The organism is Streptosporangium sp. NPDC048047 (genome assembly GCF_040653115.1).
GTDB lineage: Bacteria > Actinomycetota > Actinomycetes > Streptosporangiales > Streptosporangiaceae > Streptosporangium.
In genome coordinates this window covers 69,373-95,648 of record NZ_JBEZNH010000027.1, presented here as the reverse complement: position 1 = coordinate 95,648, position 26,276 = coordinate 69,373, and the positions used below count along the sequence as shown (strand labels likewise).

21 protein-coding genes are annotated in these 26,276 nt (G+C 73.0%); 3 read left to right on the top strand and 18 right to left on the bottom strand.

The window, feature by feature from the left end; all coding sequences use genetic code 11:
• Nucleotides 1–164 precede the first annotated feature (164 nt).
• The 9 genes from AB0D67_RS22950 to AB0D67_RS22910 all read right to left on the bottom strand — a co-directional run bounded on the left by AB0D67_RS22950 (nt 165) and on the right by AB0D67_RS22910 (nt 13,605).
• Entirely contained in the window at nt 165–2,225 is a 2,061-nt protein-coding gene (locus AB0D67_RS22950) for a VanW family protein (protein WP_362939144.1), read from the bottom strand.
• A 187-nt stretch (nt 2,226–2,412) separates the two neighbouring features.
• Nucleotides 2,413–3,900 carry an Asp-tRNA(Asn)/Glu-tRNA(Gln) amidotransferase subunit GatB gene (gatB, locus tag AB0D67_RS22945; RefSeq protein ID WP_362939147.1) on the bottom strand — a complete coding sequence of 496 codons (1,488 nt, stop codon included), beginning with the start codon at nt 3,898–3,900 and terminating at the stop codon, nt 2,413–2,415.
• A 160-nt stretch (nt 3,901–4,060) separates the two neighbouring features.
• Nucleotides 4,061–4,642 (bottom strand): hypothetical protein, encoded by a 582-nt coding sequence (locus AB0D67_RS22940; RefSeq protein WP_362939141.1) that lies wholly within the window; start codon nt 4,640–4,642, stop codon nt 4,061–4,063.
• Nucleotides 4,639–5,727: an AAA family ATPase gene (locus tag AB0D67_RS22935; RefSeq protein WP_362939138.1), complete on the bottom strand. Its 1,089-nt coding sequence runs from the start codon at nt 5,725–5,727 to the stop codon at nt 4,639–4,641. The genes AB0D67_RS22940 and AB0D67_RS22935 overlap by 4 nt, the downstream gene beginning before the upstream one ends.
• A gap of 49 nt (nt 5,728–5,776) precedes the next feature.
• Nucleotides 5,777–7,267 carry an Asp-tRNA(Asn)/Glu-tRNA(Gln) amidotransferase subunit GatA gene (gene gatA / locus AB0D67_RS22930; protein WP_362939135.1) on the bottom strand — a complete coding sequence of 497 codons (1,491 nt, stop codon included), beginning with the start codon at nt 7,265–7,267 and terminating at the stop codon, nt 5,777–5,779.
• Nucleotides 7,264–7,563, bottom strand: a complete 300-nt coding sequence (gene gatC / locus AB0D67_RS22925) for an Asp-tRNA(Asn)/Glu-tRNA(Gln) amidotransferase subunit GatC (protein ID WP_179824916.1) — start codon at nt 7,561–7,563, stop codon at nt 7,264–7,266. Before gatC ends, gatA begins: the two co-directional genes overlap by 4 nt.
• A 110-nt stretch (nt 7,564–7,673) precedes the next feature.
• A complete protein-coding gene (locus AB0D67_RS22920; protein WP_362939132.1) occupies nt 7,674–9,755 on the bottom strand; it encodes an EAL domain-containing protein in 2,082 nt (693 codons plus the stop codon).
• A gap of 496 nt (nt 9,756–10,251) precedes the next feature.
• A complete protein-coding gene (gene ligA / locus AB0D67_RS22915; RefSeq protein WP_362939129.1) occupies nt 10,252–12,450 on the bottom strand; it encodes an NAD-dependent DNA ligase LigA in 2,199 nt (732 codons plus the stop codon).
• A gap of 150 nt (nt 12,451–12,600) precedes the next feature.
• Entirely contained in the window at nt 12,601–13,605 is a 1,005-nt protein-coding gene (locus AB0D67_RS22910) for a methionine synthase (RefSeq protein ID WP_362939126.1), read from the bottom strand.
• A gap of 294 nt (nt 13,606–13,899) precedes the next feature.
• Here AB0D67_RS22910 and mycP point away from each other — a divergent pair, with 294 nt between their 5' ends.
• Entirely contained in the window at nt 13,900–15,063 is a 1,164-nt protein-coding gene (gene mycP / locus AB0D67_RS22905; protein ID WP_362939123.1) for a type VII secretion-associated serine protease mycosin, read from the top strand.
• A 101-nt stretch (nt 15,064–15,164) separates the two neighbouring features.
• Entirely contained in the window at nt 15,165–17,504 is a 2,340-nt protein-coding gene (locus AB0D67_RS22900; protein WP_362939120.1) for a serine/threonine protein kinase, read from the top strand.
• Nucleotides 17,505–17,649: 145 nt separating this feature from the next.
• Here AB0D67_RS22900 and AB0D67_RS22895 read toward each other — a convergent pair whose 3' ends face one another.
• The 3 genes from AB0D67_RS22895 to AB0D67_RS22885 are packed head-to-tail and all read right to left on the bottom strand — an operon-like array spanning nt 17,650 to nt 19,524.
• Nucleotides 17,650–18,072 carry a YbaB/EbfC family nucleoid-associated protein gene (locus AB0D67_RS22895; RefSeq protein WP_362939116.1) on the bottom strand — a complete coding sequence of 141 codons (423 nt, stop codon included), beginning with the start codon at nt 18,070–18,072 and terminating at the stop codon, nt 17,650–17,652.
• Nucleotides 18,069–19,184 (bottom strand): hypothetical protein, encoded by a 1,116-nt coding sequence (locus AB0D67_RS22890; protein WP_362939113.1) that lies wholly within the window; start codon nt 19,182–19,184, stop codon nt 18,069–18,071. Before AB0D67_RS22890 ends, AB0D67_RS22895 begins: the two co-directional genes overlap by 4 nt.
• 13 nt (nt 19,185–19,197) lie before the next feature.
• Nucleotides 19,198–19,524, bottom strand: a complete 327-nt coding sequence (locus AB0D67_RS22885) for a hypothetical protein (RefSeq protein WP_362939110.1) — start codon at nt 19,522–19,524, stop codon at nt 19,198–19,200.
• 206 nt (nt 19,525–19,730) lie between these two features.
• Here AB0D67_RS22885 and eccB point away from each other — a divergent pair, with 206 nt between their 5' ends.
• Nucleotides 19,731–21,179, top strand: coding sequence for a type VII secretion protein EccB (gene eccB, locus AB0D67_RS22880; RefSeq protein ID WP_362939107.1), 1,449 nt, complete (start codon nt 19,731–19,733; stop codon nt 21,177–21,179).
• A gap of 46 nt (nt 21,180–21,225) precedes the next feature.
• Here the strand turns inward: eccB and AB0D67_RS22875 are convergent, their stop codons facing one another.
• The 6 genes from AB0D67_RS22875 to AB0D67_RS22850 form a co-directional block, all read right to left on the bottom strand.
• Nucleotides 21,226–21,993 (bottom strand): hypothetical protein, encoded by a 768-nt coding sequence (locus AB0D67_RS22875; RefSeq protein ID WP_362939104.1) that lies wholly within the window; start codon nt 21,991–21,993, stop codon nt 21,226–21,228.
• Nucleotides 21,994–22,029: 36 nt separating this feature from the next.
• Nucleotides 22,030–23,214, bottom strand: coding sequence for a hypothetical protein (locus tag AB0D67_RS22870; RefSeq protein WP_362939101.1), 1,185 nt, complete (start codon nt 23,212–23,214; stop codon nt 22,030–22,032).
• A gap of 199 nt (nt 23,215–23,413) precedes the next feature.
• The gene (locus AB0D67_RS22865) at nt 23,414–24,934 is read right to left on the bottom strand and encodes a WXG100 family type VII secretion target (protein ID WP_362939098.1); all 1,521 of its coding nucleotides are present in this window, start codon (nt 24,932–24,934) and stop codon (nt 23,414–23,416) included.
• Between the two features lie 38 nt (nt 24,935–24,972).
• Entirely contained in the window at nt 24,973–25,389 is a 417-nt protein-coding gene (locus AB0D67_RS22860) for a hypothetical protein (protein WP_362939095.1), read from the bottom strand.
• Nucleotides 25,390–25,501: 112 nt separating this feature from the next.
• Nucleotides 25,502–25,816 carry a WXG100 family type VII secretion target gene (locus tag AB0D67_RS22855; protein ID WP_362939092.1) on the bottom strand — a complete coding sequence of 105 codons (315 nt, stop codon included), beginning with the start codon at nt 25,814–25,816 and terminating at the stop codon, nt 25,502–25,504.
• Between the two features lie 36 nt (nt 25,817–25,852).
• Nucleotides 25,853–26,176, bottom strand: a complete 324-nt coding sequence (locus AB0D67_RS22850) for a WXG100 family type VII secretion target (protein ID WP_362939089.1) — start codon at nt 26,174–26,176, stop codon at nt 25,853–25,855.
• Nucleotides 26,177–26,276 lie beyond the last annotated feature (100 nt).

Genomic DNA, 26,276 nt, shown 5'->3' with positions numbered 1-26,276 from the left:
GCCGGCCGGAACACCCACCCACCGCAGCGCGAACCACCGACCAGCCCGACAAACGTGAACCCACCCAAACCCGGAGAACCGCCCCAAGACGCGAAAAGCCCCAGCGTGAAAGAAGGGACCCGCCCAAGCCGCCGAAGAGCTCCAGGCCGGGAAAAGGGACCCGGTTAGTCCGCCTGTTCCGGGGTGGCCGTCGAGTCGCAGGTCAGGTTGGTCTCGGGTTTGTAGACGACCTTCCTGGTCTCACGCTTGACCTCCCGGCCGTCCTGCTTGAAGATCCGGGTCACGTCGATCGTGAACCCCTGCTGGCCGGTCATCGGCATGCAGTCGGGCCCGCTGCCGGTCGCGTTCTCGAAGGGCGTGAGGTCGTAGCGGTCGGAGGAGACCGACTCGATCTCGTACCGTCTGGTGCTCCAGAAGGAGACCGTGACCGAGGTGGCGGTCGTCGAGGTCTTCACCAGCACGCCGTACTTGGAGTCGTTCTTCCAGCGGAAGTCCGGCGCGGGCCAGGAGACCGTGGACTCCCGTCCCGCGGGGTAGCGCGAGATGTAGAACTCGTGCGGTACGTGCTGGACGTCCTCCAGGCCGCCGAAGAACACCGCGTTGTACATGGTGGTGACGAACTGGGAGATGCCGCCGCCCACGGAGTCGACCAGCCGGCCGTTCTGGATCATGGGGGCCGGGACGAAACCCCGTGCCGTGTCGCGCTGGCCGATGACGCCGTTGAGGGAAAAGGTCTCTCCGGGCTTGACGAGGTAGCCGTCCAGGAGCTTGGCGATCGTGCGGATGTTGGTCACCCGGGGCTGACAGCAGGGGAAGTTCGTGGTGAACTCGCTGATCTTCTGTTTGATGCCGAGGCCCCGCGCCTCCGCCTCGGAGATCCGCGGCCGGACGGTCGTCAGCGTGACGGGGATCGTACGGCTGCCGCCCTCGGCGACCATCCGGGTGACCGCCTGGGCGAGCCGCTGGTCGTCGATGCCCTTGCCCTTGCGGCCGGGAACCAGCCGGGGCTTGCCCCCGACGATCTCGAAGGTGGGGTCGCGGGGGGCCGACGCCGGATCGACCAGCTTCCTCTCGACGGTCGCGACCGCGCCGGCGGCGTCGAACACCGGGCGCATGCCCCCCTTGCCGTCGGGCTCGAAGGACAGGTGGGCGGCGAGGATCCCGGTGTCGAGCCGGACCTGCCTGCCGGAGTGGGTGAGGATGACCGGGCCGGACACGGCCTTGTCCGCGTCGGCCGCGACCCGCTTGACGGTGTCGGCCGTGACCTCGGGCCTGATCGTCGATACGGGCAGCTCGACCTCCCGGGCGGGCCCGAGGAACGCCTTCTCGATGGCGCCGGCGGCGGCCTCACGGTCCAGTTTCCGGCCGGACGCCGGGGTGACGGCCACGGGCTTGAGGCCCTCGAAGGTGACGGCCCCCTCCCGCACCTCGACGTCGACCTTCCTGGCCAGGGCCTCGACGGTGGAGTTGAGGAGCTCGGGCTCGACGCTGACCTCGGGCTTCAGGTCGGTGGTGGCGGTCAGCGCCCGCCAGACCTGGGGCGGGCTGGGAAAACCGCTGGACGCCTGGTCGATGGTCGAGACGACGTCGAACTCCAGCCCGGCCTTGCCGGGGTCGATCGCGTACTTCTTGCCCGCGGCCCGGACGACGACGTCCTTGGTCTCCTCGTCGGCCAGTTCGCCCCTGAGCCGGTCGGCGGCCTCGGTCGCGGTCAGCCCGCCGATGGGGACGCCGCGGACCCGGGTGCCGGGCAGCATCTTCCCGGACATGAGGATCGCGGCGGCGGCGTAGGCGGCGCCGGCCAGCATCACCAGGGCCAGTACCGCGGCGAGGATCCGGCGGAGCCGGCGCGGAGGCGGGTCCTCCTCACCGGAGGGGGACGGCTCGGGCCTCACCGGGCCACCGGGCATCAGGGACGGTTCGTCCCGCAGGGTTCGCTGCTGCAGGGAGCTCTCGGGCCGGGCGGCCACCCGCCAGGGCTGGGCGGCCGGGGTCACGGGCGGCAGGCCGGTCCCCCCGGCGGGGCCGGAGGACCGTGCGGAGGCGGGGGCGGGAGAGCCGAAGATGTCGGGTGAGACGCCCGGGGGCAGACGGGAGCCGTTCCCGGAGCCGTCTCCGGAGACGGGGGCGATGCCGCGGGCTCCCGGGCGGACGGGCCGGGTGGGAAGGGGCACCGCCGCGAACGGGTCGGTCGGCGGGTCCGTCGGTGATCCGGCGTTCCCCACAGCCCCGGCTCCTCCTGCGTCCCGCGTCCGGCTCTTCCCTGCCGCAACCCTAAACCAGAACCCCCGGCGAAGCCCCGGAAAGACGTAACAATTGGTCTTTCACGTGCCTCTCCGTGCCGTTCACCGCCGGGACGTCCCGGCCGGCTCCGGGGCTCCGGGGAGTGCTCCCCGGAGCCCCGGAGGGGCACTACTCGGAGACGCCGAGCTTCTCCAGGATGAGCTCGCGGGCTCGGCCCGCGTCGGCCTTGCCGCGGCTGGCCTTCATGACGCCGCCGACCAGCGCGCCGACCGCGGCGATCTTGCCGCCCCGGACCTTGTCGGCCGCGTCGGCGTTGCCCGCCAGCACCTGGTCGATGATCGCCGACAGCTCGCCCTCGTCGTTGACGATCTGCAGGCCGCGCGCGGCCACCACCTCGTCGGGGGTGCCCTCGCCGTTCAGCACGCCCTCCAGCACCTGGCGGGCCAGCTTGTCGTTCAGCGCGCCGCCGGCGACCATCGCGCACACCCGGGCGATCTCGTCGGGGGTGATGCGCAGCTCCCGCAGCGGCGTCCCGGCCTCGTTGGCGCGGCGGGCCAGCTCGCCCATCCACCACTTGCGGGCGTCCGCCGGCGGGGCGCCGGCCGCGACCGTCGCCTCGACCAGGTCGATGGCGTCGGCGTTGTACATGGACTGCATGTCGAGGTCGGAGACGCCCCATTCCTGCTGCAGCCGCTTGCGCCGCGCGCCGGGCAGCTCGGGCAGCGTGGCCTTGAGCTCGGCGACCCAGGCGGGGTCGGGGGCGATCGGCACGAGGTCGGGCTCGGGGAAGTAGCGGTAGTCCTGCGCCTCCTCCTTGGACCGTCCGGACGTGGTGGAGCCGGTGTCCTCGTGGAAGTGGCGGGTCTCCTGGACGATCCGGCCGCCGCCGGCCAGGACGGCCGCCTGGCGCTCGATCTCGCCTCGGACGGCGCGCTCGACGCTGCGCAGCGAGTTGACGTTCTTGGTCTCGGTACGGGTGCCCCACTCCGAGGATCCGCGCGGCATGAGGGAGACGTTCACGTCGAACCGCATGGAGCCCTCCTCCATGCGCACGTCCGAGACGCCGAGGCCGCGGACGAGTTCGCGCAGCTCGGTGCCGTAGGCGCGGGCGACCTCGGGGGCGAGCCGGTCGGTGCCCGGGATCGGCTTGGTGACGATCTCCACCAGCGGGATGCCGGCCCGGTTGTAGTCGACGATCGAGTAGTCGGCGCCGTGGATGCGGCCGGTCGCGCCGCCCACGTGGGTGGATTTGCCGGTGTCCTCCTCCAGGTGGACCCGCTCGATCTCGACCCGTACGACCTCGCCGTTCACCTCGATGTCGAGGTAACCGTCGAAGCAGAGCGGCTCGTCGTACTGGCTGATCTGGTAGTTCTTCGGCATGTCCGGATAGAAGTAGTTCTTCCGGGCGAAGCGGCACCACTCGGCGATCGAGCAGTTGAGGGCCAGGCCGATGCGGATCGTCGCCTCGATGGCCGCGGCGTTGGCCGTCGGCAGCGCGCCGGGCAGGGCCAGGCAGACCGGGCACACGTGCGTGTTCGGCGGGGCGCCGAACGTGGTCGGGCAACCGCAGAACATCTTCGACGCCGTGCCGAGCTCGACGTGCGTCTCCAGGCCGAGCACCGGCTCGAAGCGCTCCAGCGCCTCGTCGTACGGCATCAGCGTTTCCGTGCTCACTGGTCGTTCACCACTCCTCGTTCACTGCGCGGGGCGCTCGTGCCTCGCGCTCCACTCCGCTCACTGCGTCGGGCTCTCTCCCGCTCACAGGTCGTTCACCACTCCTCGTTCACTGCGAGTCGTTCACCGCGAGCATCGCCGCTCACAGGTAACCAAGTCCTTTCAATGCGTTCCGCGTCTCGGCCACCCAGTCCGCGTAGGCGGGCACCTGGGCCAGCACGCCGAGATCGATGTTGCGTCCGATGTACTGGAAGTAGTCGCGCAGGGGCTTGCCCCGCCGGGGGACGGTCGCGGCCAGGACCTCGCCGGGGTCGGTGATCCTGGCGACGTCGCGCGGCCGGGTGGGCAGCCGGCTGAGGTCGCTCCCCTCCAGTCTCGCCCACACTCCGGGGTCGGCGAGCAGCCACGCCTCGGTGTCACCCAGGCTGACCACCGGAACCAGGTAGTGGGAGTGGTATCGGACGCCGTCGGCCCGTCCGCCGATCTTGCCGCGCTCCCACTCGACGTTGTGGGTGAACAGCAGGTGGCAGTCGGCCGCGAGCTCCTGCATCGCGGCCACCACGCGGTCACGGCCGCAGGTCACGACCTCCGTGGCCTCGACGTCGACCACGTGGGGCGACATCCAGGTCAGCTCCCGGAGCTGCCGGGAGATCACGATGCCGAGGAAGCTCTCGGCGGCCTCCCCCTCCGCGATCAGACCGGGGACCAGCGAGCGGGGCGTCATGCCGCCGCGCCGAGGTACTCGCGGACCTGCCGGGGCGAGACGAACGTGCCCGGCTCGCCGTACGGCTGGACCGACTTCGCCACGGTCACCCGCGACACCCGGTCGTTGTCGGGGTCGACGCGGACGGCGGTGTCGAGGAAGGTCAGCGCGTCCGGGTCGGTGCGGTAGGTCTCGGCCACCACCGCCGGGGAGTGGCTGGTGACGATCACCTGCCGGAACGGCTCCGCGCCTCCGGGCATGGCGACCCGCTGCCTGACGCGCCGGAGCAGCTCGCCGACGCGGGCGGGGTGCACGCCGTTCTCGATCTCCTCCACCAGGAGGGTGCAGGGGTGGCCGGGGTCGTGCAGGGCCGCCAGCAGGGCGAGGACCCGCAGGGTGCCGTCCGACAGCAGCGCGGCCGGCACCGGCCCCTGGCCGTCGAGGACCAGGTCGAAGGAGCACTCTCCCCGCTCGACGCGGGACACCAGGTCGGCCACGCCGGGCAGGATCCCGGCGAGGTCGGCCATCAGGTCGGCCAGCGCCGCCGTCCCGGCCATCCGGGCGAGCACCGCGGCGAGGTTGGCGCCGTCGCCGGTGAGCGGCCCGGTGTCGGCCGGGACGCTCCTGCGGCGCATGGTCCGCGGCGAGGGCGCGTGCCTGCGCCAGGCCCGCACCGTACGGCGGGGCGTGCTCTCCGGCTCCGGGTCCTCCACCACCAGCTCCAGCAACTCCTCCGGGATCTGGCGGACCGCGTGGCTGACGACCGGGCCGCTGGCCCGGGGGATCCGCAGCACCATCTCCGCGCCCGCGTCGATCCGGATCGGCAGCAGCGCGCCGGGTTCCGGGGCGACCAGGGCCTCCACCGAGACGACGAAGCCCGGCACCGGGGTGCCGCGCGCCACCCGGTGGAACTGCTCGGCGGGCAGCCCGCGGGTCGCGCCCATCAGCCCGCCGGCCCCGGTGACCTCGTCGGCGACGAACCCCAGGGCGTCGAGCAGGTTCGACTTGCCGCTGGCGTTGGGACCGACCAGCACCAGGAAGGGCGGCACGTCGAGGTCGAAGTTCAAGAATGACTTGAACCCGTCGATCTCGATCCGAGTGATCATGCCGCCGCTCCCCCCTGTCGCGTCCGTCGCCGTGTCTGCCCGGGTGCCCTTACAGCGCCGGTGCCTTGGACAGCAGGGTCCCGCCCCAGCGGGACTCCAGGGCGTTCTCCACCGCGGCGGCGACCCGGTAGCAGCGGTCGTCGCCGAGCACCGGGGCCATGATCTGCAGGCCGACCGGCAGGCCGTCCTCGTCGGCCAGGCCGCACGGCACCGAGATCGCCGCGTTGCCGGCCATGTTGGCCGGGATGGTGCACAGGTCGGCGAGGTACATCGCCATCGGGTCGTCGGCGCGCTCGCCGATCGGGAACGCCGTGGTCGGCGTGGTGGGCGAGATGAGCACGTCCACCTGGCCGAAGGCGGCCTCGAAGTCGCGGGCGATCAGCGTGCGGACCTTCTGCGCCTGGCCGTAGTAGGCGTCGTAGTAGCCGCTGGACAGCGCGTAGGTGCCGAGGATGATGCGCCGCTTGACCTCGGGGCCGAAGCCGGCGGCCCGGGTCAGCGCCATGACCTCCTCGGCGCTGCGCGTGCCGTCGTCGCCGACGCGCAGGCCGTACCGCATGGCGTCGAAGCGGGCGAGGTTGGACGAGCACTCCGACGGCGCGATGAGGTAGTACGCCGGCAGGGCGACGGTGAACGACGGGCAGGAGACCTCGACGACCTTGGCGCCGAGCGACTCCAGCAGCTCCACCGTCTCGCGGAAGCGGGCGAGCACGCCCGGCTGGTAGCCGTCGCCGCCGAACTCCTTGACCACGCCGATGCGCAGCCCCGCCACGTCGCCCTGGCGGGCGGCCTCGACGACGCTCGGCACCGGGGCGTCGATGGACGTCGAGTCGAGCGGGTCGTGGCCGGAGAACGCCTCCTGCAGCAGCGCGGCGTCCATGACGTTGCGGGCGAACGGACCCGGGGTGTCCAGGGAGCTCGCGAAGGCGATCAGGCCGTAGCGGGAGGAACCGCCGTAGGTCGGCTTCATGCCGACGATGCCGGTGACCGCGGCGGGCTGGCGGATCGAGCCGCCGGTGTCGGTGCCGGTGGACAGCGGGGCCTCATAGGCGGCGACCGCGGCCGAGGAGCCGCCGGAGGAGCCGCCCGGGATCCGCGTCAGGTCCCACGGGTTGTGCGTGGGGCCGTAGGCGGAGTTCTCGGTGGAGGAGCCCATCGCGAACTCGTCGAGGTTGGTCTTGCCGAGGATCACCAGACCGGCTTCGCGCAGCCGCCGCGTCACCGTCGCGTCGTACGGCGGGCGCCAGCCTTCGAGGATCTTCGAGCCGGCGGTGGTCGGCATGTCGGCGGTGGTGAAGACGTCCTTGTGCGCGATCGGCACGCCCGCGAGCGGGCCGAGGCGCTCCCCGGCGGCCCGGCGGGCGTCGACGGCGCGGGCCTGCTCCAGGGTCGTCTCGGCGTCGACGTGGAGGAAGGCGTTGACCTGCGGCTCCACCGCGGCGATCCGGTCGAGGTGGGCCTGGGCGACCTCGACGGCCGAGACCTCGCCCGAGGCGATCAGGGCGCCGAGCTCGGCGGCGGTCTTGTGAGTGAGACTCATGCTTCCTCCCCGAGGATGCGCGGAACGCGGAAGCGGTCGTCCTCGACCGCGGGGGCGCCGGCCAGGGCCTGCTCGGGTGTGAGGCCGGGCCGTACCTCGTCGGGGCGGTAGACGTTGGTGAGCGGGAGCGCGTGCGAGGACGGCGGGATGTCGTCGGCCGCCACCTCGGCGACGCGGGCGACCGCACCGATGATCACATCGAGCTGGGCGGCGAAGTGGTCGAGTTCCTCGTCGGCCAGCGCCAGCCGGGACAGCCGGGCGAGGTGAGCGACCTCGTCGCGGGTTATGGCGGACATGAGTCGTTGAACCCGTCTCGTGGAATGGCAATTGGACACTGTCATCTTAGGGCGCGTGACTCGACGTGCCTGACCGCTCGCCCCCCACGACCCGCCCGCGGGAGCCGGTGTCACGCCGTCCGGACGTCGAGGACCTCTCCGGAACGCAGCAGGGTCAGGCCGGGCAGGGCGCGGCCGCGGTGCTCGTGCAGCCAGGCGGTGGCCTCGGCGGCGGGCATCGGCGGGGCGAACAGCCGGCCCTGGGCGAGGTCGCATCCCATGGCGGTCAGCCGGTCGGCCACCTCGGCGGACTCGACGCCCTCGGCGACCGAGCGCAGGCCCAGGGAGCGGACCAGGTCGACGATGGAGCGGACGATCCGCTCGTCGTCGGAGGACTGGCCGATCCGGTGGACGAACGAGGAGTCGATCTTCACCTCGGCGACCGGCAGCCGCTGCAGGCGCACCAGCGAGGAGTAGCCGGTGCCGAAGTCGTCCAGCGCCAGCGGCACGCCCAGCGAGACCAGGGCGCGTACGGCGTCGGCGGTGTAGGACTGGTCGGTCATCAGGACGCGCTCGGTCACCTCCAGCTGGATCGCCTTGGGCGGCAGCCGGTGGTAGGCCAGGCCGGCCTCCAGGCGGTCGGGCAGCGCCGAGTCGAGCAGGTCGCGGGCGGAGACGTTGACGGAGATCTGCTCGTGCAGGCCGGCGCGCCACCAGTGCGCGGCCTGCTCCAGGGCCGCGTCCACGACGTACTGGGTGAGGTGCCGCATGAGGTAGGACTGCTCGGCCATGGGCACGAACTCCCCGGGCGAGATCATCCCCCGCTCCGGGTGACGCCAGCGCAGCAGCGCCTCCACGCCCCGCACCTCGCCGACGGCCAGGTCCAGCTTGGGCTGGTAGTGCAGCCGCAGCTCGGAGCGGTCGATGGCCCGGCGCAGGTCGCCCAGGAGGTTGAGCCGGTCGGGGCTGTTGCGGTCCTTCTCCGCGACGTAGATCTCGACGCCCGTCCGCCCCTCCTTGGCGAGGTACATCGCCACGTCGGAGCGCTGCATCAGCAGCTCGAAGTCGGGGGCGTGGTCGGGGTGGAGGGCGATGCCGACCGAGGCGTCGAGGTCGAAGGTCATCCCCTCCAGCCGGACCGGCTCGGTGAGGGCCACCCGCAGCCGCGCGGCGACCTCGCGGGCGGCGACGGCGTCGCGCACCGAGGGCAGCAGCACGGCGAACTCGTCGCCGCCGAGCCGGGCCACCACGTCGCCCGGCCGCACGCTGTGGGTCAGCCGGTGCGCCACGATCTGCAGCAGCCGGTCGCCCACCGGGTGGCCGAGGGTGTCGTTGACCTCCTTGAACCGGTCGAGGTCGAGCAGGAACAGGCCGACCCGCTCGCCCGGCCGAGCCTCTGCAAGCGCTTCCTCGGTGCGCAGCACGAGCAGCTTGCGGTTGGGCAGCCCGGTCAGCCCGTCGTGCATCGCCTGGTGGTCGCGGCGGAGCGACAGGGTGGCGGTGAAGTAGACGGCGGCCATCGGCGCGACGAACAGCGGGACCAGCGCCGGGGAGTGGTTCATCACCACCACGACCGGCGGCGCCAGGCCGATCAGCCCGGCGTAGACCAGGCTCTGGTGGCCGATCGCCGCCCGGACCACCCGGTGGACCGAGCGGCGCTCGTGCAGTGCCACCGCGCCGGAGACCAGCAGCCCCCGCACCGTGAAGTAGGCGAGCCCGGCCAGGGCGATCGCGAGCAGGTCGGAGCCGACGGGCGTCCGCCCGCCCGCCGTGACGGGCTGGTGGCCGAGCGTCTCCAGCACCGCGCCGGCGGCGGCGCAGGCCAGCGTCGTCTGCGCGATGTTGAACATGACCCGGTGCCACGCCCGGCGGGTGACGGCCGCGTTGACGACGATGCCGACCGCCTGGATCAGCACGGCGACCGGCATGCCGTAGTGCAGGAGGGCGGCGAAGATGAACATCGTCGACGGGTAGGTGCCGCCCACGGACGTCGACGACGACAGCAGGACCGGCCGCAGTTCCCCGAGCACGACCAGGCCCGTGAGCATCCAGAACATCGGGCTGCGGGCGAGGACGAGCGTCTCCGCCGGGCCGAGTCGCCACTGCGCCGCCGCGAGGACGGCGACCCCGAGCGTGATCACGACGGTGAGGTAGGCCCACAGTGGTGAGCCCGCACGTGGGCCGGTGTCGCGAGTGTCATTCGGGTCAGCCATGAATAACAAAACCCCCATTAGTTCCCTATGGGAGAGTACGGCCTTTGGGCCACTTCGCGAAACCGGTTGGGCACGTTCCGTTACGAGTGGGTTTGAGTGGTTACCCCGTTTTCCCCGCCGTCTCTCCCCGTCTTCCCGTCCTCCGGCTCGTCGTCCGTTTTCCCGTCCGCCTCGCCGGCCGCCCTCCCGTTCCCCGTCTTCCCGCCGTCTTCCCGCCGTGCCCGGCCGTCCCCGTCCTCGCCCCCGGCGGCCTCCCGGCCGCGTCCGGTCGCCCTCGTTCCCCGGCCGCCTCCCGGCCCGCCGATCATTCTGCCGCCCTCGGCCCGCCGTCCGCCCCGTCCTCCGGCCCACCGCCCGGCCCACCGCCCGGCCGACCGGCCACCCGTTCCACCGTTCCCCGCCCGCCGTACGGCCCGCGGCTCGCCGTACGGCCCGTGCCCCGGCGGAGACCATGAGACGGCCCCGCCCCGGCATGTCCGGGGCGGGGCCGTCCCGGTCACGCCTCGGGCGTGACCGTCAGCCCGGCCGCGGCCTCGGGCCCGTCCTCCAGGAGGACCTTCAGGCCCTCCTCGTCGAGGATCGGCACGCCCAGCTTGACCGCCTTGTCGAACTTGGACCCGGCGTTCTCGCCCACGATCACGAAGGACGTCTTCTTGGAGACCGAGGACGCCACCTTGCCGCCCCGGCTCGCCAGGGCCGTGCCGGCCTCGTCACGGGTGAGGCCGGCCAGCGTGCCGGTCACCACGAAGGTGAGCCCGGCGAGGGTCTGCGGGGGCAGGTCGGCGGGCGCCTCGTCCTCCATCCGCACCCCGGCGGCCCTCCACCGGTCGACGATCTCCCGGTGCCAGTCGACCTGGAACCAGTCGTGGATCGCGGCGGCCACCCGCGGACCGACGCCCTCGACCGCGGCGAGCTCCTCCTCGGAGGCGGCGGCGATCGCGTCGATCGAACGGAACTCGGCGGCGACGGCCTGGGCGGTGGGCGGGCCGACGTGCCGGATGGAGAGCGCGACCAGTACCCGCGCCACGGTCGTCTCCTCCTTCGTCTTGGCCCGCTCCAGCTCCTGGAGCATCTTCTCGGCGTTCTTGCTCAGCCCGCCGCTCTGGTTGGCGAAGAAGGAGACGATCCTCGGCTCGCCGGTCTCCGGGTCGGTCTTGGGCAGCCCGGTGTCGGGGTCGCGGACCACCGAGCGGATCGGCAGGAGCTGCTCGGCGGTCAGGTCGAACAGGTCGGCCTCGGTGCGGATCAGCGGCTGCTGCGGGGGCAGCGGCTGGGTCAGCGCGGTGGCCGCGACGTAGCCCAGGCCCTCGATGTCGAAGGCCCTGCGACCGGCCGCGAAGAAGATCCGCTCACGGAGCTGGGCGGGGCAGGACCTGGTGTTGGGGCAGCGCAGGTCGGCGTCGCCCTCCTTCTCGTAGGCCAGCTCGGTGCCGCACTCCGGGCAGTGCGCCGGCATCACGAACTCCCGCTCGGTGCCGTCGCGCAGCTCCTCGACCGGTTTGACGATCTCCGGGATCACGTCGCCGGCCTTGCGCAGCACCACCGTGTCGCCGATCCGCACACCCTTGCGCACGACCTCGGAGGCGTTGTGCAGGGTGGCGCGCTCGACCGTGGAGCCGGACACGACGACCGGCTCCATGACGCCGAACGGGGTCACCCGGCCGGTGCGGCCGACGCCCACCTGGATGTCGAGGAGCCTGGTGTTGACCTCCTCCGGCGGGTACTTGTAGGCGATCGCCCAGCGCGGCGCCCGGCTGGTGGAGCCGAGCTCGCGCTGGAGGTCAACCCCGTCGATCTTCACCACGACGCCGTCGATCTCGTAGGCGGGGTCGTGGCGGTGCTCGCGGTAGTACTCGATGTAGGCGTTGATCTCGTCGAGGCCGCCGACGACCCGGTAGAGGTCGCTCACCGGCAGCCCGAACTCCCGCAGCCTCTCGTAGATCTGCGACTGCGAGGCGGGCATCGGAGCGCCGCCCTCCCAGGGGCCGACCCCGTGGACGATCATCCGAAGCGGCCGCCGCGCGGTCTCCCGCGGATCCTTCATCCGCAGCGAGCCGGCGGCGGAGTTGCGCGGGTTGGCGAACGGCTGCCTGCCCGCCTCGACCAGCTGCTCGTTGAGCCGCCCGAACCCCTCGACGGGCATGTAGACCTCGCCCCGGACCTCCAGCAGATCGGGGACGCCGTCGCCGGTCAGGCGCTGCGGCACGTCGGCGAGGGTCCGGACGTTCGCCGTCACGTCCTCGCCGACCCGGCCGTCGCCGCGGGTGGCCCCGCGCACCAGGCGGCCCTTCTCGTACACCAGCGCGATCGCCAGGCCGTCGATCTTCAGCTCGCACAGGTAGGGGGCCGGGTCGCGCTCGGCCAGCCGCTCGGCCCGCGCCTGCCAGGCGGCCGTCTCGTCGGCGCTGAACGCGTTGTCCAGGCTCTCCATCCGCCGCAGGTGGGCCACCGAGGCGAAGTCGCTGGTGATCGGCGCGCCGACCCTCTGGGTCGGGGAGTCGGGCGTGCGCAGGGCGGGGTGCTCCTCCTCCAGCCCCTGCAGCTCGCGCATCCACGTGTCGTACTGGGCGTCGCTCACGGTGGGCGCGTCGAGCACGTAGTAACGCCAGTTGGCCTCGTCGACCAGCTCGGCCAGCTCGGCGTGCCGTTTCCTCGCCGACGCCGGCGCGACCCCGGACTCCGTCTCAGCGCCCATCACCCAAGATCTCCCCTCGTCACCGCGAACCGGCCGGCCGGCGACCCCGGCCGGGGGCCGCAGAAGCAGCGAACTCCCAAGTGGAACGCTATCGCCGCGCACCGACAATGCGGGGACCGCCTCGACCCCCGGAAAGGACGGTCCGGGCGGTCACTCGCCGGGATCCTCCCGCAGCACCAGCGCCGCGCCGCGCACCTTCGCCAGGGCGGCCCTGGCGTAGGCGGGCGAGGCCCCGGCCAGCCCGCAGGAGGGGGTCAGGACGACCTGGGAGGCGAGCGTCGCGGCGGGGAAGCCGAGGCGGCGCCAGAGCTCGACGGCGGGCCGGGCGACCACCCCCACGTCGGGCAGCGGGGCGTCGGTCCCGGGCAGCACGCCGAGGAACAGGGCCGTCCCGGCCTCGATCGCCTCACCGATCGCGTCCTCGTCGCGCCGCCGGAGCAGGGCGGCGTCCAGCGAGATCCCCCGGGCGCCCGCCGTACGGAGGAGCCTGAGGGGAACGCCCGGGGCGCAGCAGTGCACGACCGGGAACGCCCCGGCGGGCAGCACCGCGCCCAGCCGTTCGGCGGCGACCTGGGCGTCGACGGCCGGCAGCCGCCCGAAGCCCGAGGCGGTCGGCACCGTGCCGGCCAGGACGCCCGGCAGCCCCGGCTCGTCGAGCTGCAGGACGATCTCCGTGGCCCCCGGCACCCTGCGCCGCACGTCGGCGAGGTGGGCGGCGAGCCCCTCGGCGAGGGAGGCGGTCAGGTCGCGCACCGCGCCGGGGTCGGCGAGCGTCTTGTCGCCGTGCCGCAGCTCGATCGCCCCGGCCATCGTCCACGGCCCGGCCGCCTGGATCTTCAGCGGGCCCTCGTACCCCTGCGCCGCCTCCTCCAGCGCGTCGAGGTCGCGCCGCAGGTGGTCACGGGCCCGTCTCAGGTCGCGTCCCGGCCGGTCGGTGAACCGCCACCCGGACGGCTGCACCTCCACCGGCAGCTCCACCAGCAGCGAGGCGGTCCTGCCGACCATGTCGGCGCCGACTCCGCGCGCGGGCAGCTCCGGGAGGTAGGGCAGGGCGGGCAGTTCCCCGAAGACGACCCTGATCGCCTCCTCGTGCTCCTCCCCCGGGTGGGATCCGATCCCGGTGGCGGTCGCCTCGCCCCACGGATACTCGCTCATGCCGCTCCTCGCCGCGTTCCTCCGCGAACCGGACGGCCGCCGTCGCGTCCGGCGGCCCGTCCTCGCACGACAGCAGCTTAGAGCGGTCCGGCGGCGTCCCCCGACCGCCCGGCGGTGCCGCCGCGCGAGAACGGGCCGGCCCGCGGCGGTCCACCGGCCGCCCGGCCACCTCCCCGGGACACGGCCGGGGATTCGGGCGTCGGCATGACGTCCCTTGATCGGGTTGAGTAGTGTTTCGCCCGGTATTCACCCAGCCCGGGGGGACACATGGTGATCGGCCGGACACTAGCCGTCGTGTCGCTGCTGGCGGCGGCCGCGGCGGCCCTGGGGCCGCCCGCGGCGGCGCGGGCGGCCCCGGCACCCGAGAGGCCGCCCGCCGCGCGGGCGGCCGAGCCCAGGCAGTGCGCGCCCAAGCCCGGCACGAAGAGCATCGCCGAGCCCTGGCCCCAGCGGCGGCTCAGCCTGCGGGACGTGTGGCGGCTGACCAAGGGCGCCGGTATCACCGTCGCGGTCGTCGACAGCGGGCTGGACACCACGCATCCCCAGCTCGCCGGGGCCGCCGTGTACGACGTCACCGGCACCGGGACGCGCGACTGCGACGGCCACGGCACGGCGGTGGCGGGCATCGTCGCCGGGCGGCAGCGGAAGGAGTCCCCGTTCTCCGGGGTCGCGCCGCAGGTCAAGCTGATCTCCGTCAAGCACACGGACGGCGACGAGGGCGAGGTGGGCAACCTGGCCCGGGCCATCGCGCGGGCCGCCGACCTCGGCGCCGACGTGATCAACGTGTCGGTCCGGGCGAGCGACCAGCCCGACCTTCGCACCGCGGTCACCTACGCCCAGGCCAAGGGGGCGGTGATCGTGGCCGCGGCGGGCAACTCCGAGAACAACGACTCCACACCGGCTTACCCGGCCTCCTACCCCGGTGTGCTGTCGGTCGGCGCGGCGGGCCCCGACGGGCGCCGTACCGACTTCTCCAACACCGGTTCCCCGGTCGTCGTCCTGGCCCCCGGCGAGGGGATCACGAGCACCTGGCCGTGGGTCACCTACCGGGAGGACCTGCGGGGCACCAGCTTCGCCGCGCCGTACGTGGCGGGGGTGGCGGCGCTGGTCCGCGCGTACCACCCGGAGCTGAGCGCCGAGGCGACGGTACGGCGCATCGCGATGACCGCCGACGGCGGCACCGGGGCGGGCGTCGGCGCCGGGATGGTCAACCCGCTGCTGGCCGTCACGGCCGTGCTGCCCTCGGAGGCCGTCGCGCTCGCGCCGCCGCCGCCCGTCCCGTTGCCGCCCGGCGCGATACGGCCGGCGCCGGTGAAGGACGTCCGGAGCATGTCGATCGCCGGGTGGGTCGCGCTCGGCTCGTTCGCCGCGGCGGGCGTGGTCGTCGTGGCCGGCGTCGCGATCCCGGCGGGGCGCCGCCGGAGGTGGCGGGCGGGGGCGCTGGAGAACGGGGCGTGAAAGAGATGTGAATTATGTGAATTTCGTGACGCACGTTTGGTTCGATAGTACTAGACCGCCAATCAGCGGTTTTGATGGCAAGTTGAGCCAGAAGGAGTGAAATGGGCGATTTAAACCCATTACTGGCTGAAGATCCAGAGCGTATAGGTCCATACGTTCTCGTCGGCCGTCTCGGCCGCCTTCAGCCCCCCGTTCATCTGGGTCACCTGCCGGACGAGGACACCCTGCGCGCGATCCGGATCCTGCCTCCGCGGCCCGGGATCGATCCCGGCGCGCGAGCGCAGATCACCGACGGCCTGGAGGCCGTCAGGCGGGTCTCCGGCGCGCACACCGCGAAGCTGATCGAGGTCGGCTGGGACGGCGACACCCCCTATGTCGTGCGCGAACACGTCGAAGGACGCTCGCTGCGCGAGGCCGTGACCGCCGACGGTCCCCTGACCGGTGACGCGCTGGAGCGGCTCGCCGTCGCCACCCTCACCGCGCTGACCGCCGTCCACCTCTCCGGCATGACCCACGGGGGCCTCAGCCCCGACACCGTGCTCCTCGGCCCCGACGGGCCGCTCGTCTGCGACATCGGCCTCGGCGTCATCGGCCCCGAGCCCGACTACCGCGCCCCCGAGCACATCCAGGCCGAGCTGACCCCGGGGACCGGCGCCGTCCCCGGCAGGCCGGCCGACGTCTTCTCCTGGGCCGCCACCGTCCTGTACGCGGCCACCGGACGTTCCCCGTTCGGCGGACAGCTGGACAGGCTCATGAACGGCCCGGCCAACCTGGTCGGCCTGCCCGCCGACCTGGCCGGCCTCCTCGCCGTCTGCCTGAGCAAGCGCCCCCAGGAGCGGCCGGACACCAAGGCCGCCATGCTCCGCCTGCTCGGCGAGCAGCAGGTGCCCCAGATCACCGGGGACGACTGGCTGCCCGAGGCGCCGCAGGGCCCCGTACCGGGCCGCCCTGAGGCCACCCTCCCGCAGCCGGCGGTCCCCTCCGGCTGGGGCGCGCCGCCGCTCCCCACCGACCCGCCTCCGCCGGACCCGCAGGGGCCCGTCGTGATGCAGCTGGCCCCCGAACCCGAGAAGCGGCCCAGGAACGGCAAGCTCTCCGTGGCGCTGGCCGCCTGCGTGGGCGGGGCCGTCCTGCTGTCCGGCGCGGGGATCTGGGCTGCCGGGCAGTACACCTCGCTCGGCAGCACGGAACAGGTCGCGGCCCAGGGCGGCGACGGCCACTCCGGCCTGTCCAGGGTCGCGCAGGGAAACGGCCAGGGCCAGGGCCAGGACCAGGACCAGGGTCAGGGTGACGGCGGCGGCGACACCGGCGGGTACGGCGACCAGGGCGGGATCGGCGACCAGCCGACGGCCAAGGTGACCGTGCCGTGGAACGCCACGGTCGATCCCCAGGTCCCGGACGTCTCGCCGATGAAACTGGCCACGGAGACCCCGCTCCCCCCGCCGATCCCTTCGATCACGGCCTATCCCACCGCGCCGCCCGTACCGGTGCCGACGAACCCCGCCACGGGCGCGCCGACGGCTCCGGCCCAGCCGACGGCGCAGCCCACCAACGGGAACGGCAACGGGAACGGGAACGGCAACGGGAACGGGAGGAACCCCCACAAGCCGGAGGTCGACCCGACACCGGCCCCCACGCCGCCGCCGAGCGGTCCCGCGACGCCTCAGCCGACCGACGGGGGTTCCCCGGCGCCCACGGCTCCGGAGACGCCCCAGCCGAGCGGACCCGCCACCCCGGTGCCCACGGCCCCGACGACGCCCCAGCCGAGCGTGAGCCCGACGTGGATCCCCACGGCGACGCCGACCGCGAGCCCGACGTGGATCCCCACGCCGGTGCCCACGGCGACCGCCACCCGGGCGCCCAGGCCGACGCACACGCCGAGGCCGACCTGGTCGCCGAGGCCGACGCGCACGGCGGAGCCGAAGCCCACCAGGACCTGGTCGCCCAGGCCCACCTCGTCGCCGAAGCCGACCCGTACGGTGGAGCCGACACAGCCGCCCAAACCGACGTGGTCGCCGAAGCCGACCCGTACGGCGGGGCCGACGGTGATCCCGCCGGCCCCGACGAGCCGGCCGTCGACGAGCGCCCCGGAGAGGCCGACGCCGCCGCCGACCCGTACGAACCCGTACTCCCCCGAGAAGGTCTGCGGGGCGGGCTTCTACGTGCAGCGGTCGGTCCCGTTCGCCGGTGGGACCGCCTACCAGCTCTACAACTCCTCCAACGGCCTCAACTGCGCGGTCACGATGAAGACCGCCAACGTGGGCGTCGCCAGCCCGGTCTGGGCGACCCTGGAGGTCCAGAACGGCGAGAGCAAGACCGACCGGGGCAGCTACGAGTTCTACGCCGGGCCGGTGATCCTGTCCGGCAAGGGGAAGTGCGTCCGCGTCAGCGGCGGCTCCTCCACCGGTGACACGAGCTCCGGCTGGGCCAACTGCGGCTGACACCCGCGGACGCCGTGACCGCCGGCTCCCGGCGGTCACGGCGGATCTCCCGGCCCCGGGCATGAAGAGGCCCGCCTCCCCTCCACCACGGTTCGGTGGAGGGGAGGCGGGCCTCGCCGGTTCCGGGGTCACGGTGGGGCCGCGGTCACCACTTCTCCGTCAGGTCGCGCAGGGTGCGCGCCAGGTCCGCGCCGATCGCCTCGAACTCCCGGCGGGCGCGCTCCATGTCCAGGGCGACCGGCGCGCCGCCCGTCGCCGCCCTGAGCAGCTCGTCGTTGCGGCGCGCCGCCTCCTCCTGCGCCGCCCGTACCGCCTCCGTCGCCGCCTCGGCCAGCTCCGCGGTGCCCATCCGCGCCGCACGCGCGTCGAAGGCGATCCGCCGGATCCGGCCGGCGCCGTCCACCTCCGCGCGGACCATGCCGTCGGCGGCGGTCCCCTCGCCCGTCACGGCCGCGAGCTCCCGCTGGGCCTCCGCCAGCCCGGCCATCACCCGCTCGCTGTGCCGTACGACCTCGTCGAGGTCCTCCGGGCTCTCCACGCGCGGGTTCTCGGGGTCGAATCTCGTCATCTGGCCGGCTCCGGAGTCTCTTGCCTGGGGGAAAGCCACTGGAAGCCCGCACTCGGCGGGAGGCCGGGCACGTTCCCGGCCGGTGGCGGGGGCTGGGGCGCGTTCCCGGGGGACGGCGGCTTCTGGAAGGACGGCAGGTCGCCGATCCTGATCTCGGCCTGGGTGAAGTCGATCCGCGCCGCGCCGGTGGGTTCGAGGTTGTACATCTGGAAGATGGCCTTGCCACCGAAGTAGACCGCGAAGCCGCTGGCCACCACCTCGACGAGCTTCCACAGCGCTCCTGTGGAGACGCCGATGATCTGGGTGGCCAGGGTGCCGAGCATCCGGAGGTTGAGGGCCGCCGACCCCGCCCAGGGCGTCAGGAGCATGGCGGCGGCGATCGTCGCGAGGAGCAGGAACGTCGCGGCCAGCCGGGCGATCGCCACCCAGTAGGCGCGGTAGGCGTCGCCGATCTCGTCGACGATGCCCGCGATGGTCTTGATGTAGCCGCGCATGCTCTCCAGGCCCTCCTGGAAGTGCCGCACGGCGTCCTCGTACGCGTCGCGGTCGTCCGCGATCCAGCCCTGGGAGCCCGTGGTGAGCAGGGCCGCCGAGTAGCTCTTGACGGCGGTGTCCAGCCGTGAGTGCAGGGACTCCCAGTTGTTGTAGACGTCGGCCATCCCGGGCACGTTGGCCACCGCGGTCGCCGCGATCACCACACCCGCGTACAGGGTGGGCGCCAGCCGCGACCCCTTCTGCAGGCTACTGATGATCTTGGAGGCGTCGGTCATCACGGTCTTGGCGTTCTTCGCGGCCACGCCGGGGGACGGCCGGTAGGGCGACGGGGCCCGGTGCCGCCCGCCCCCGGACGGCCACCGGTGAGCGCCCCCGCCGGACGCCTGGGGCGGCCGTGACTGCTGCGGCGTCCAGGTCGTGTGGGAAGGCTGCGGCGGCGGCCAGGCCGGCGGCCGTGACTGCTGCGGCGTCCAGGTCGTGTGGGAGGGCTGCGGCGGCGGCCAGGCCGGCGGCTGCGGGGGCGGCGTCCAGGTCGTCGGCGGCGGTGTGGCCGGCTGCCAGCCCGGCGGCAGCGGCGGGACGCCCGCGGCGCGCGCCGGCGGCGTGATGTCGTTCATCTCGCGGGCCCCGTCACCGGTAGACGACGACGCTGTGCGACTCGGCGGTCCGCCAGTTCCGCTCGGCCCGCTCCAGCAGTTCCAGCCACGTGTCCAGCACCTCCAGTGCCTCGTCGAACTTCTGGACGACGTCCCGCTGGATGTCCCGGTAGCGGATCCCGACGACCACCTCGCCGCCCGCGCCCCAGCCGAAGGGACGGAGGGCCTCCGGACCGGTGTCCCGCAGGTCGGTGCTGTGCACCATGTCCCGCATCTCCCTGATCTCGGGGATCAGGTCGTCGCGGATCTCGGTGCGGACGCTCCGGATCGCCGCCGACGTGACGTGTATCTCCTGCCCCATGACCCCTCCCCGTGATCAACGTCGTTCCGGGACATCTCTACCACCCGCCCCGCGCCCCTCCGGAGGTCACGACGGCCTGTTCAGGAGGCTTTAGGCACCCCGAAACCCCGGGGCCACAGGGCGTTCACCGGCCCCGCCGGTGATGCCGTGCACCTGATCGCGCTTCTATGCTGTCGGCTACCGTCACACCGCGACGCGGAGGTGGAATGCAGACCCGTCGTGATCTCTACCAGGCGTACAAGCTGATGACCCAGCGCCTGAGCATGGCCCTTCTCCAGGGCGAGCCGGACCTGCCGGAGACGCCCACGCGCCGGCACAACGTGGCCATGTTCGGCTCCGCGCTGGTCGCGGTGGTCGTGGCGGCGATCTTCGGCATCCTGGGGCTGCTCCGACCCGGCAGCGCGACCGCGCTCACCGCCCCCGGGACGGTGCTCGTGGAGGAGGAGTCGGGCGCGGTGTTCGTCTACAGCGCCCCCAAGGAGAAGCTGATCCCGGTCGACAACGTGACCTCCGCCCGGCTGCTGCTCGGCGAGCAGCAGGTGAAGGTCCGCTCGGTCAGCGCGGCCTCGCTCGCGAAGTTCCGGCGCGACGCGATGGTCGGCATCGCCGGCGCCCCCAAGTCGCTGCCCGCCCCCGACCGCCTGGTCCGCGGCCCCTGGACGGCGTGCGTGGTCGACGGCGTGGACACCGGCAACGAGCGCAGGCCGTACACCACGCTGCTCGGCGGCATCGACGTCGGCGGCGCCCCGATCGAACAGGGTTCGGCCGTGGTCGTGGAGGAGGGCGGCCAGGCCTGGATGCTCTGGTCGAACCGGCGGATGCGGGTCCCGGCAGAGGCGGTGCGGACGATGACCCCCGGGCGGCCCCGGCAGGTCCCGGCGGCCTGGCTCAACGCGCTGCCCGAGGGGCCCGCCTTCCGCGGCCCGGACATCCCCGGCCTCGGCCGCGCCGTGGCCGGGCCGGACGGGAAGCGCTACCGGGCCGGCACGGTGTTCACGGTGCCGCCGGTGGCCGGCATGACCGTCCGCTGGTACGTCCTGCTCCCCGACGGCCTGGCGTCCCTCACCCCGGCGCAGGCCGCCCTGCTGCTGCAGAGCCCGGTCATCAAGCAGAAGGCGTACCGCGGCGCGTCCGCCCGGCCGATCGAGCTGGACGCCGCGACGGTGAACGCGACGAAGGCGTCCGCCACCGATCTCGGTACCTCCGACCTGCCCTCGGCCATGCCCAAGATCACCACGGTGTCCGGCTCGACCCCGCTCTGCGCCGTCTACTCCGGCACCGAGAAGGGATCGACCCGGGCGGTGCTGACGACGGGCGCCGCCAAGCCCATCCCGCAGCCGCCGAAGGGCTGGTTCAACCAGGAGCTTGCCGACCAGGTGCTGCTCACCCCCGGCTCGGCCGCCCTGGTGGGCGTCCTGCCCGGGGAGGGGAGGCTGGACGCCGTCGGGCCGCTCTACCTCATCGGCGACCAGGGACGCCGGCACGCGATCCCGTCCGCCGACCTGCTGCCCAACCTCGGGTACGGCCAGCAGAACGTCGCGCCGCTGCCGGCCCACCTGCTGCACCTCATCCCCGAGGGGCCTGCGCTCGACCCGGAGGCGGCCAGGAACCCGATCCAGGCCGCCCCGCCGGTGACGGCCCCGCCGCAGCAGTGAGCACGGCGCCTGGCGCGGGCGGCGGAAGGGGGGATCCGGAGGGCGGTCAGGCCTCGACGCCGGCCGTCAGCGGGGGCGCGCCGCCGGGCGGGCTCCCCTGTCCCGGCTTCGGGGTGAGGCCGATCCCCTTCTGGTACTGCAGGCCCGCCTGGGTGAAGTCCGGGGCCTGACCGGGAGCGGTCTTCATGCCGAAGAACAGCGCCCGGTGGCTGATCTGCAGAGAGTTGACCGCGGTGAAGATGGAAGCGGCGGCGGTCACGAGCACCATCTTCCGCTTGACCACGGCGTTGACCACGGTGTTGATCTTGTTGACGATCTGGAGGATCGCGAACTGCACGGTCGCCATCAGGACCGGGGGGAGGAGCCTGGCGGCCTGGAAGGCCACCCCGAGCCCGAGCATCACCGCGGCGACGTTGCCGGCGAACACGGCCGCGGCGTGGTAGGCGTTCCCGGTCTGGTCGGCGCACTCGCCCGCGGCATGGCGGTACCTCTTGTTGTCGTCCAGTGCCGCGAGGAAGGAGTCCGCGGCGGTGTTGAAGGTCTCCGCGGCCTCGCCCTCCCAGTGCTTGTTCTCCTTGACCTGTTTCTTCAGGTTCTTGATGTCGGCCACGATCCGGTCGAGGTTCTCCGGCGAGCCCTCCTTGCCCTGGTCGCGCCAGCCCTCGGCGGCCTTCTTCATGCTGCCGGGGTTGGAGACCAGGAGGCCGAGCGCGACGGGGACGGCCAGCGCCTGCTTGCTCCTGATCAGCCCGGCGGCGACGACCGTCGCCGCCACGGACGCCGTGAACCACCGGACGTCGTTCTCATACGCCACGAGGCGCTCCTTCCGCCCTGCCGCCCGTCGTCACCGTCACGTCTCGTGCCCGATGACCGAGGGGGCGATGTCCACGTCGTCCTCCCAGTCCTGCTCGCTCCCGCGCAGCAGCCCCGAGGGCTCCCTCTCCTCGTCCTTGCCGCCGGGTGCGCCGCCGCCCCCCATGGGAGGCATCATCGGCATGCCGCCCATGCCCGGTGTGCCGGGCGCGCCGGTCACGCCGGGACGCACCGCCTGCGACAGGGAACTCCCGCCGTAACCGCCGCCCTGGCCCCCGCGGTTCTGGTTGCCCTGGTTCTGGTTGTTCTGGTTCTCCTGGGAGTTGCCGGGGGGCTGGCCCTGCCCTCCCGGGTCGCCCGGCCAGTTCGGCGGCACCGCGTTCTGGAGCTGCTGAGCCTGCCGGGCCTGCTGGGCGAGCAGGTCGTTCGGGTCGTAGCCCGCCAGATGCGTGGCGTTCGGGTTGTAGCGGGAGGGGTCGCCCTGGTCACGGCCGGGGAGCGCGCCGTTGAGGTCCGGCACGTTCGGAACGGACGCGTTCGGGACGGACGCGTTCGGGACGGGCACGTTCGGGGTGGTCGTGTTCGGGTCGGGGATGTGCGGCCGGGGGACATCGGTGCCGGGCATGTTCGTCCCGGGGGCGCCGGGGCCGGCCTTCGACGGGTCCGTTCCGGGCGGCCCGCCGTTCAGGCCGGGGACATCGGAGCCGGGGCCCGGCAGCCCGCCGTTCAGATTCGGCGCGGGCAGCCCGCCACCCGGCAGTCCGCCGCCCGGCCCCATCGACCCGGGGCCGGTGGGAGAGCCACCGGGAGGCGAGCCGTTCAGCAGGGATTCGATGTCGGGCCGGCCGGAGGGGGATCCCGAGCCGGGGTCCTTGTCCTTGCCGCCCCCGCCGGGGTCCTTGATCTTGCTGTGCTCGTCGGCGTCCTTGTAGAACTTGTCCGATTCGGCCAGGGAGTGCTGCCACGACTCCAGCGTCGCCGCGGCGGCGTCGAGCGCCGTCGCGCCCTCGTTGCACGCCTGCGAGTGGGCGCTGTCGATGCCGATGCCCAGCACGCCGCAGCCGGGCCAGTCGAAGGTGAAGCCCTTGGTCCGGGTGGAGAGGTCCTTGAGAGGCTGGACGTGCTGCCCCATGGAGCCGCCCAGCCCCTTCACCTTGCCCTCGGTGAAGCCGACCTCCCGGGGGGCGCCGCCACGCGCGGCCTTCTCACCGTTATCGGCCATGACCACCGTCCTCTTCCGTGCGGCTTTCCGGATGGTCTCCCCGGAACCTCCGGGTAAGCGATCACCCTACCCGCGTCGGATCTTCGGCGTCCGCCGTACGGCCCGCTGCCCGGTCGCACCGCCGGCCGGACTCCGGCGGCGTCCGCCGCCGCGGGAGCGGTGCTCCCCGGCGGGCCGGATCACGGCGGACGGCGACGCCTCAGCAGAGCAGCGAGGGTCCCCCGCCTTCGGCGGAGCCCCAGACGTCGTCGACCTCCGAGATGGGGATGCCGGAGCTCCGCTCCTCCTGCTCCCCCTCGGCGCCGCCGCCGCCCATGAAGGGCGGGATCATCCCGGGGCCACCCGTCGTGCCCCGGGACAGCACGGCGGAGGTCACGCCGTTCGGGTTCGAGCCCCAGCCGGAGCCGTTCCCGGAGCCGAACCCGCTCCCCGGGCCGTTTCCGGTGCCGGGGCCGCCGAGGATCGGCGGGACGTTGGTCGTGACGTTGGGGAAGGCGGTCACGTTCGGGTTCGGGGTCACGGTGTTGCCGATCACCGGGTTGGGGTGCCCGAACGAGTTGTACGGCGAGACGGTGTTCGGGGGCGTCTGCGGGTTGAAGCTCGCCATCTCGGTGGTGCGGTCGTACCGGGAGCCGTTCTCCCCGCCGATCACGGATGGCACGGTGCCGTCGCCGTCCCGGCCGGGTCCGTTCGCCCCGGGCCCGTTCGCGCCGGCGCCGTTCCCGCCCGGGTCGTTCGCACCCGGGGCGTTCGTCCCCGTGTCGCCGGGTGCGTGGGAGCCGGAACCGTCCGTGCCGGTGCCACCGGAGCCGGAACCGTCCGAGCCCGAACCGCCGGAACCGGAACCGCCACCGTTCCCTCCGTTGCCGCCCGAACCCGAGCCGTCAGAGCCCGAGCCGCCGGAACCGTGGGAACCGGAACCCGAACCGGAGGAACCCGAACCGCCGGACCCCCCGGGCCACGAGGAACCGCTGGGGTCGTACCCGCCGCCCGAGCCGTTCCCGGAGAAGATCGAGCCGTTGTTCGGCGAACCGTCCGAGTAGCGGGTGGTCCGGTAGTCGCCGGGCCCGCCCGGCAGCTCCACGACCGGCAGCTCGTACGACACGTGCGGGGGGACGTACGAGGTGTAGAGGTCGACGATCTTCTCGTTGAGCTCCTTCAGTACCTCGCGCGCCGCCCGGTCGGCCTCCTCCGGCGTCAGGATCGTCTCCCCGGGGGGAGTCGCGCTGGGAGCGGGCGTGGTCGTCGGGGTGGGGGTGGCGGTCGGCGACGGCGACGAGGTCGCGCGGGGCGCCCCCCCGGGGCTCGGGGAGGGCCCCGGTGTGGGGGTCGGCAGCTTCGGGTCGGGGATCTTCTCGATCTTCGCGATGGCCTGGGGGAGGTACTCGCCGCCGTAGAGCCGCAGGGTGGTGGACATCTGGTTCATCTTCGAGGACAGCTCGGCACCGGTGGCGTGCAGCATCTGCAGCGCCTTCTGCACCTCCTTGGCCGCGTCCCCGCCCCACACCCGCGACAGTTCGGCCGCGTTGCGCTGCAGGGCGCCGCAGACGGTGTCGATGGTGCCGGCGGCCTTCCCGTAGGCGAACCCCGCGTCGTTGACGGCGGTCGCGGAGGTGTCGTTCAGCAGCCTCTGGATCTCGCTCTTGCCTGCGGAGACCGTCCCCGCGTCCGGAACCGCGCTATAGGACCGGATCAGCAGAACCTTGGTTTCGCTTCCCACAGCACCTTCCCCTGCCCGCTTCTGCCCCGTGTCCCGCCTCAGCCGCCGTTGGCGTGGCGGGCCCCGTCGTACTCGTCGGCGTTCGCCCTGATCGCCTTGATGGCCTCGTCCAGCCGCTGGGCCAGGAGGCCGTACACCTTCCACAGGGCCTGTGCGCCCTCGTCGCCGCTGGACTTGCCGACCGTGTGGGCGAAGGCCTGCGCCGCGCTCCAGGCGCCGATCTCCTTGGAGGTCAGCTCGCCGTTCTCGCTGACGCCCTGCACCGTCCCCGTGGTGTAGCCCTCGGAGTAGGCCGGGCCCTTGAGCATCCGGGCGTACTCTTCCAGGTCGCTGGCGATCGCCCGCATCTTGGAAGGGCTGAACTCCGCGCCGGGAGAGCCGTCCAGACCGGGCCAGTTGGGGTCGACCCAGAGCGCGCGGTCGTTGCCGCCGTCCATGGCGTCCTTGCTGGTCATGATCACCCCTTGTGGAGAGGCCGGGTCGCGGGCCGCGTGCCCGCGACCGGAGACGGACTGTCTCGGTCACCGCCGCCACGGTGACCGAGCGGAGACCGGTGTGCCGGTCGCGTCAGTGGCTGGACCAGATCGCCTTGTTGCGCGCCTCGGCGGCCCGGTAGTTGTCGTTGGCGACGCCGAGGGCCACCGCGGCCTCGTGGAGCTGACGGCCCATCTCCTGCTCCGCCCGGTCCCACTTGGCCCGGTGCTCCTCGAAGAACTGCGAGGCCCCACCGGACCAGGCCTGCTCGCCCAGGGTCTGCCGGAGCTTGGTGACCAGGTCGTCGGTGGCCTTGTCCATGTCGGTGACGACCTTGAGGAGCTGCTCCTGGACCCGCTCCATGTGGCCGAAGTCGACCTTGGTGTAGTCACCCGCGTTGCTGGACATTCAACTCTCCTTACTCTGACCGTGTACGGGGACGCGCTACCGGGGGGGAAGGTTGATGAGCGAGTCGACCCGGTTCATACCGGACTGCACATCCTGGTCGGCCCCGCTGTAGGTGACGGCGTTCTGGCCCATCCGGTCGGCGATGTCCTCCAGGTCACGCCGGATGATGAGAGCCTGCTCGTCCCACTTGGTCATGGCCTGCTGGAACTTGACGGCCGCCGCACCGAGCCAGCCCGAGGCCGTGAGCTCCTGGGTCGTGGTCGCGACGCCCCTGCGCAGACCCTCGACGAACTGCGCGGTGTCGACGACCTGGGTCGCACCCAAGTTGATCTTCTCTGGGCTCGCACCGTAAAAATCCACCGGTCACCTCCGTGACATGGGGCTACCTCTTCGTCACGGCGCCACGTCCTCGCGCCGGCCCCGTGGCGCATTGGTCACACAGAGCGACAAAAGGAACTAC

What these genes read in the sequence shown, in the direction of transcription:
- AB0D67_RS22895 (WP_362939116.1), bottom strand. Translation starts at nt 18,072, where the DNA reads ATGACGAGATTCGACCCCGAGAACCCGCGCGTGGAGAGCCCGGAGGAC.
- eccB (WP_362939107.1), top strand. Translation starts at nt 19,731, where the DNA reads ATGCAGACCCGTCGTGATCTCTACCAGGCGTACAAGCTGATGACCCAG.
- AB0D67_RS22855 (WP_362939092.1), bottom strand. Translation starts at nt 25,816, where the DNA reads ATGTCCAGCAACGCGGGTGACTACACCAAGGTCGACTTCGGCCACATG.
- AB0D67_RS22860 (WP_362939095.1), bottom strand. Translation starts at nt 25,389, where the DNA reads ATGACCAGCAAGGACGCCATGGACGGCGGCAACGACCGCGCGCTCTGG.
- AB0D67_RS22920 (WP_362939132.1), bottom strand. Translation starts at nt 9,755, where the DNA reads ATGGCTGACCCGAATGACACTCGCGACACCGGCCCACGTGCGGGCTCA.
- gatB (WP_362939147.1), bottom strand. Translation starts at nt 3,900, where the DNA reads ATGCCGTACGACGAGGCGCTGGAGCGCTTCGAGCCGGTGCTCGGCCTG.
- AB0D67_RS22900 (WP_362939120.1), top strand. Translation starts at nt 15,165, where the DNA reads ATGGGCGATTTAAACCCATTACTGGCTGAAGATCCAGAGCGTATAGGT.
- AB0D67_RS22870 (WP_362939101.1), bottom strand. Translation starts at nt 23,214, where the DNA reads ATGGCCGATAACGGTGAGAAGGCCGCGCGTGGCGGCGCCCCCCGGGAG.
- gatC (WP_179824916.1), bottom strand. Translation starts at nt 7,563, where the DNA reads ATGTCCGCCATAACCCGCGACGAGGTCGCTCACCTCGCCCGGCTGTCC.
- AB0D67_RS22935 (WP_362939138.1), bottom strand. Translation starts at nt 5,727, where the DNA reads ATGATCACTCGGATCGAGATCGACGGGTTCAAGTCATTCTTGAACTTC.
- AB0D67_RS22890 (WP_362939113.1), bottom strand. Translation starts at nt 19,184, where the DNA reads ATGAACGACATCACGCCGCCGGCGCGCGCCGCGGGCGTCCCGCCGCTG.
- AB0D67_RS22910 (WP_362939126.1), bottom strand. Translation starts at nt 13,605, where the DNA reads ATGAGCGAGTATCCGTGGGGCGAGGCGACCGCCACCGGGATCGGATCC.
- AB0D67_RS22940 (WP_362939141.1), bottom strand. Translation starts at nt 4,642, where the DNA reads ATGACGCCCCGCTCGCTGGTCCCCGGTCTGATCGCGGAGGGGGAGGCC.
- AB0D67_RS22885 (WP_362939110.1), bottom strand. Translation starts at nt 19,524, where the DNA reads ATGGGGCAGGAGATACACGTCACGTCGGCGGCGATCCGGAGCGTCCGC.
- gatA (WP_362939135.1), bottom strand. Translation starts at nt 7,267, where the DNA reads ATGAGTCTCACTCACAAGACCGCCGCCGAGCTCGGCGCCCTGATCGCC.
- ligA (WP_362939129.1), bottom strand. Translation starts at nt 12,450, where the DNA reads ATGGGCGCTGAGACGGAGTCCGGGGTCGCGCCGGCGTCGGCGAGGAAA.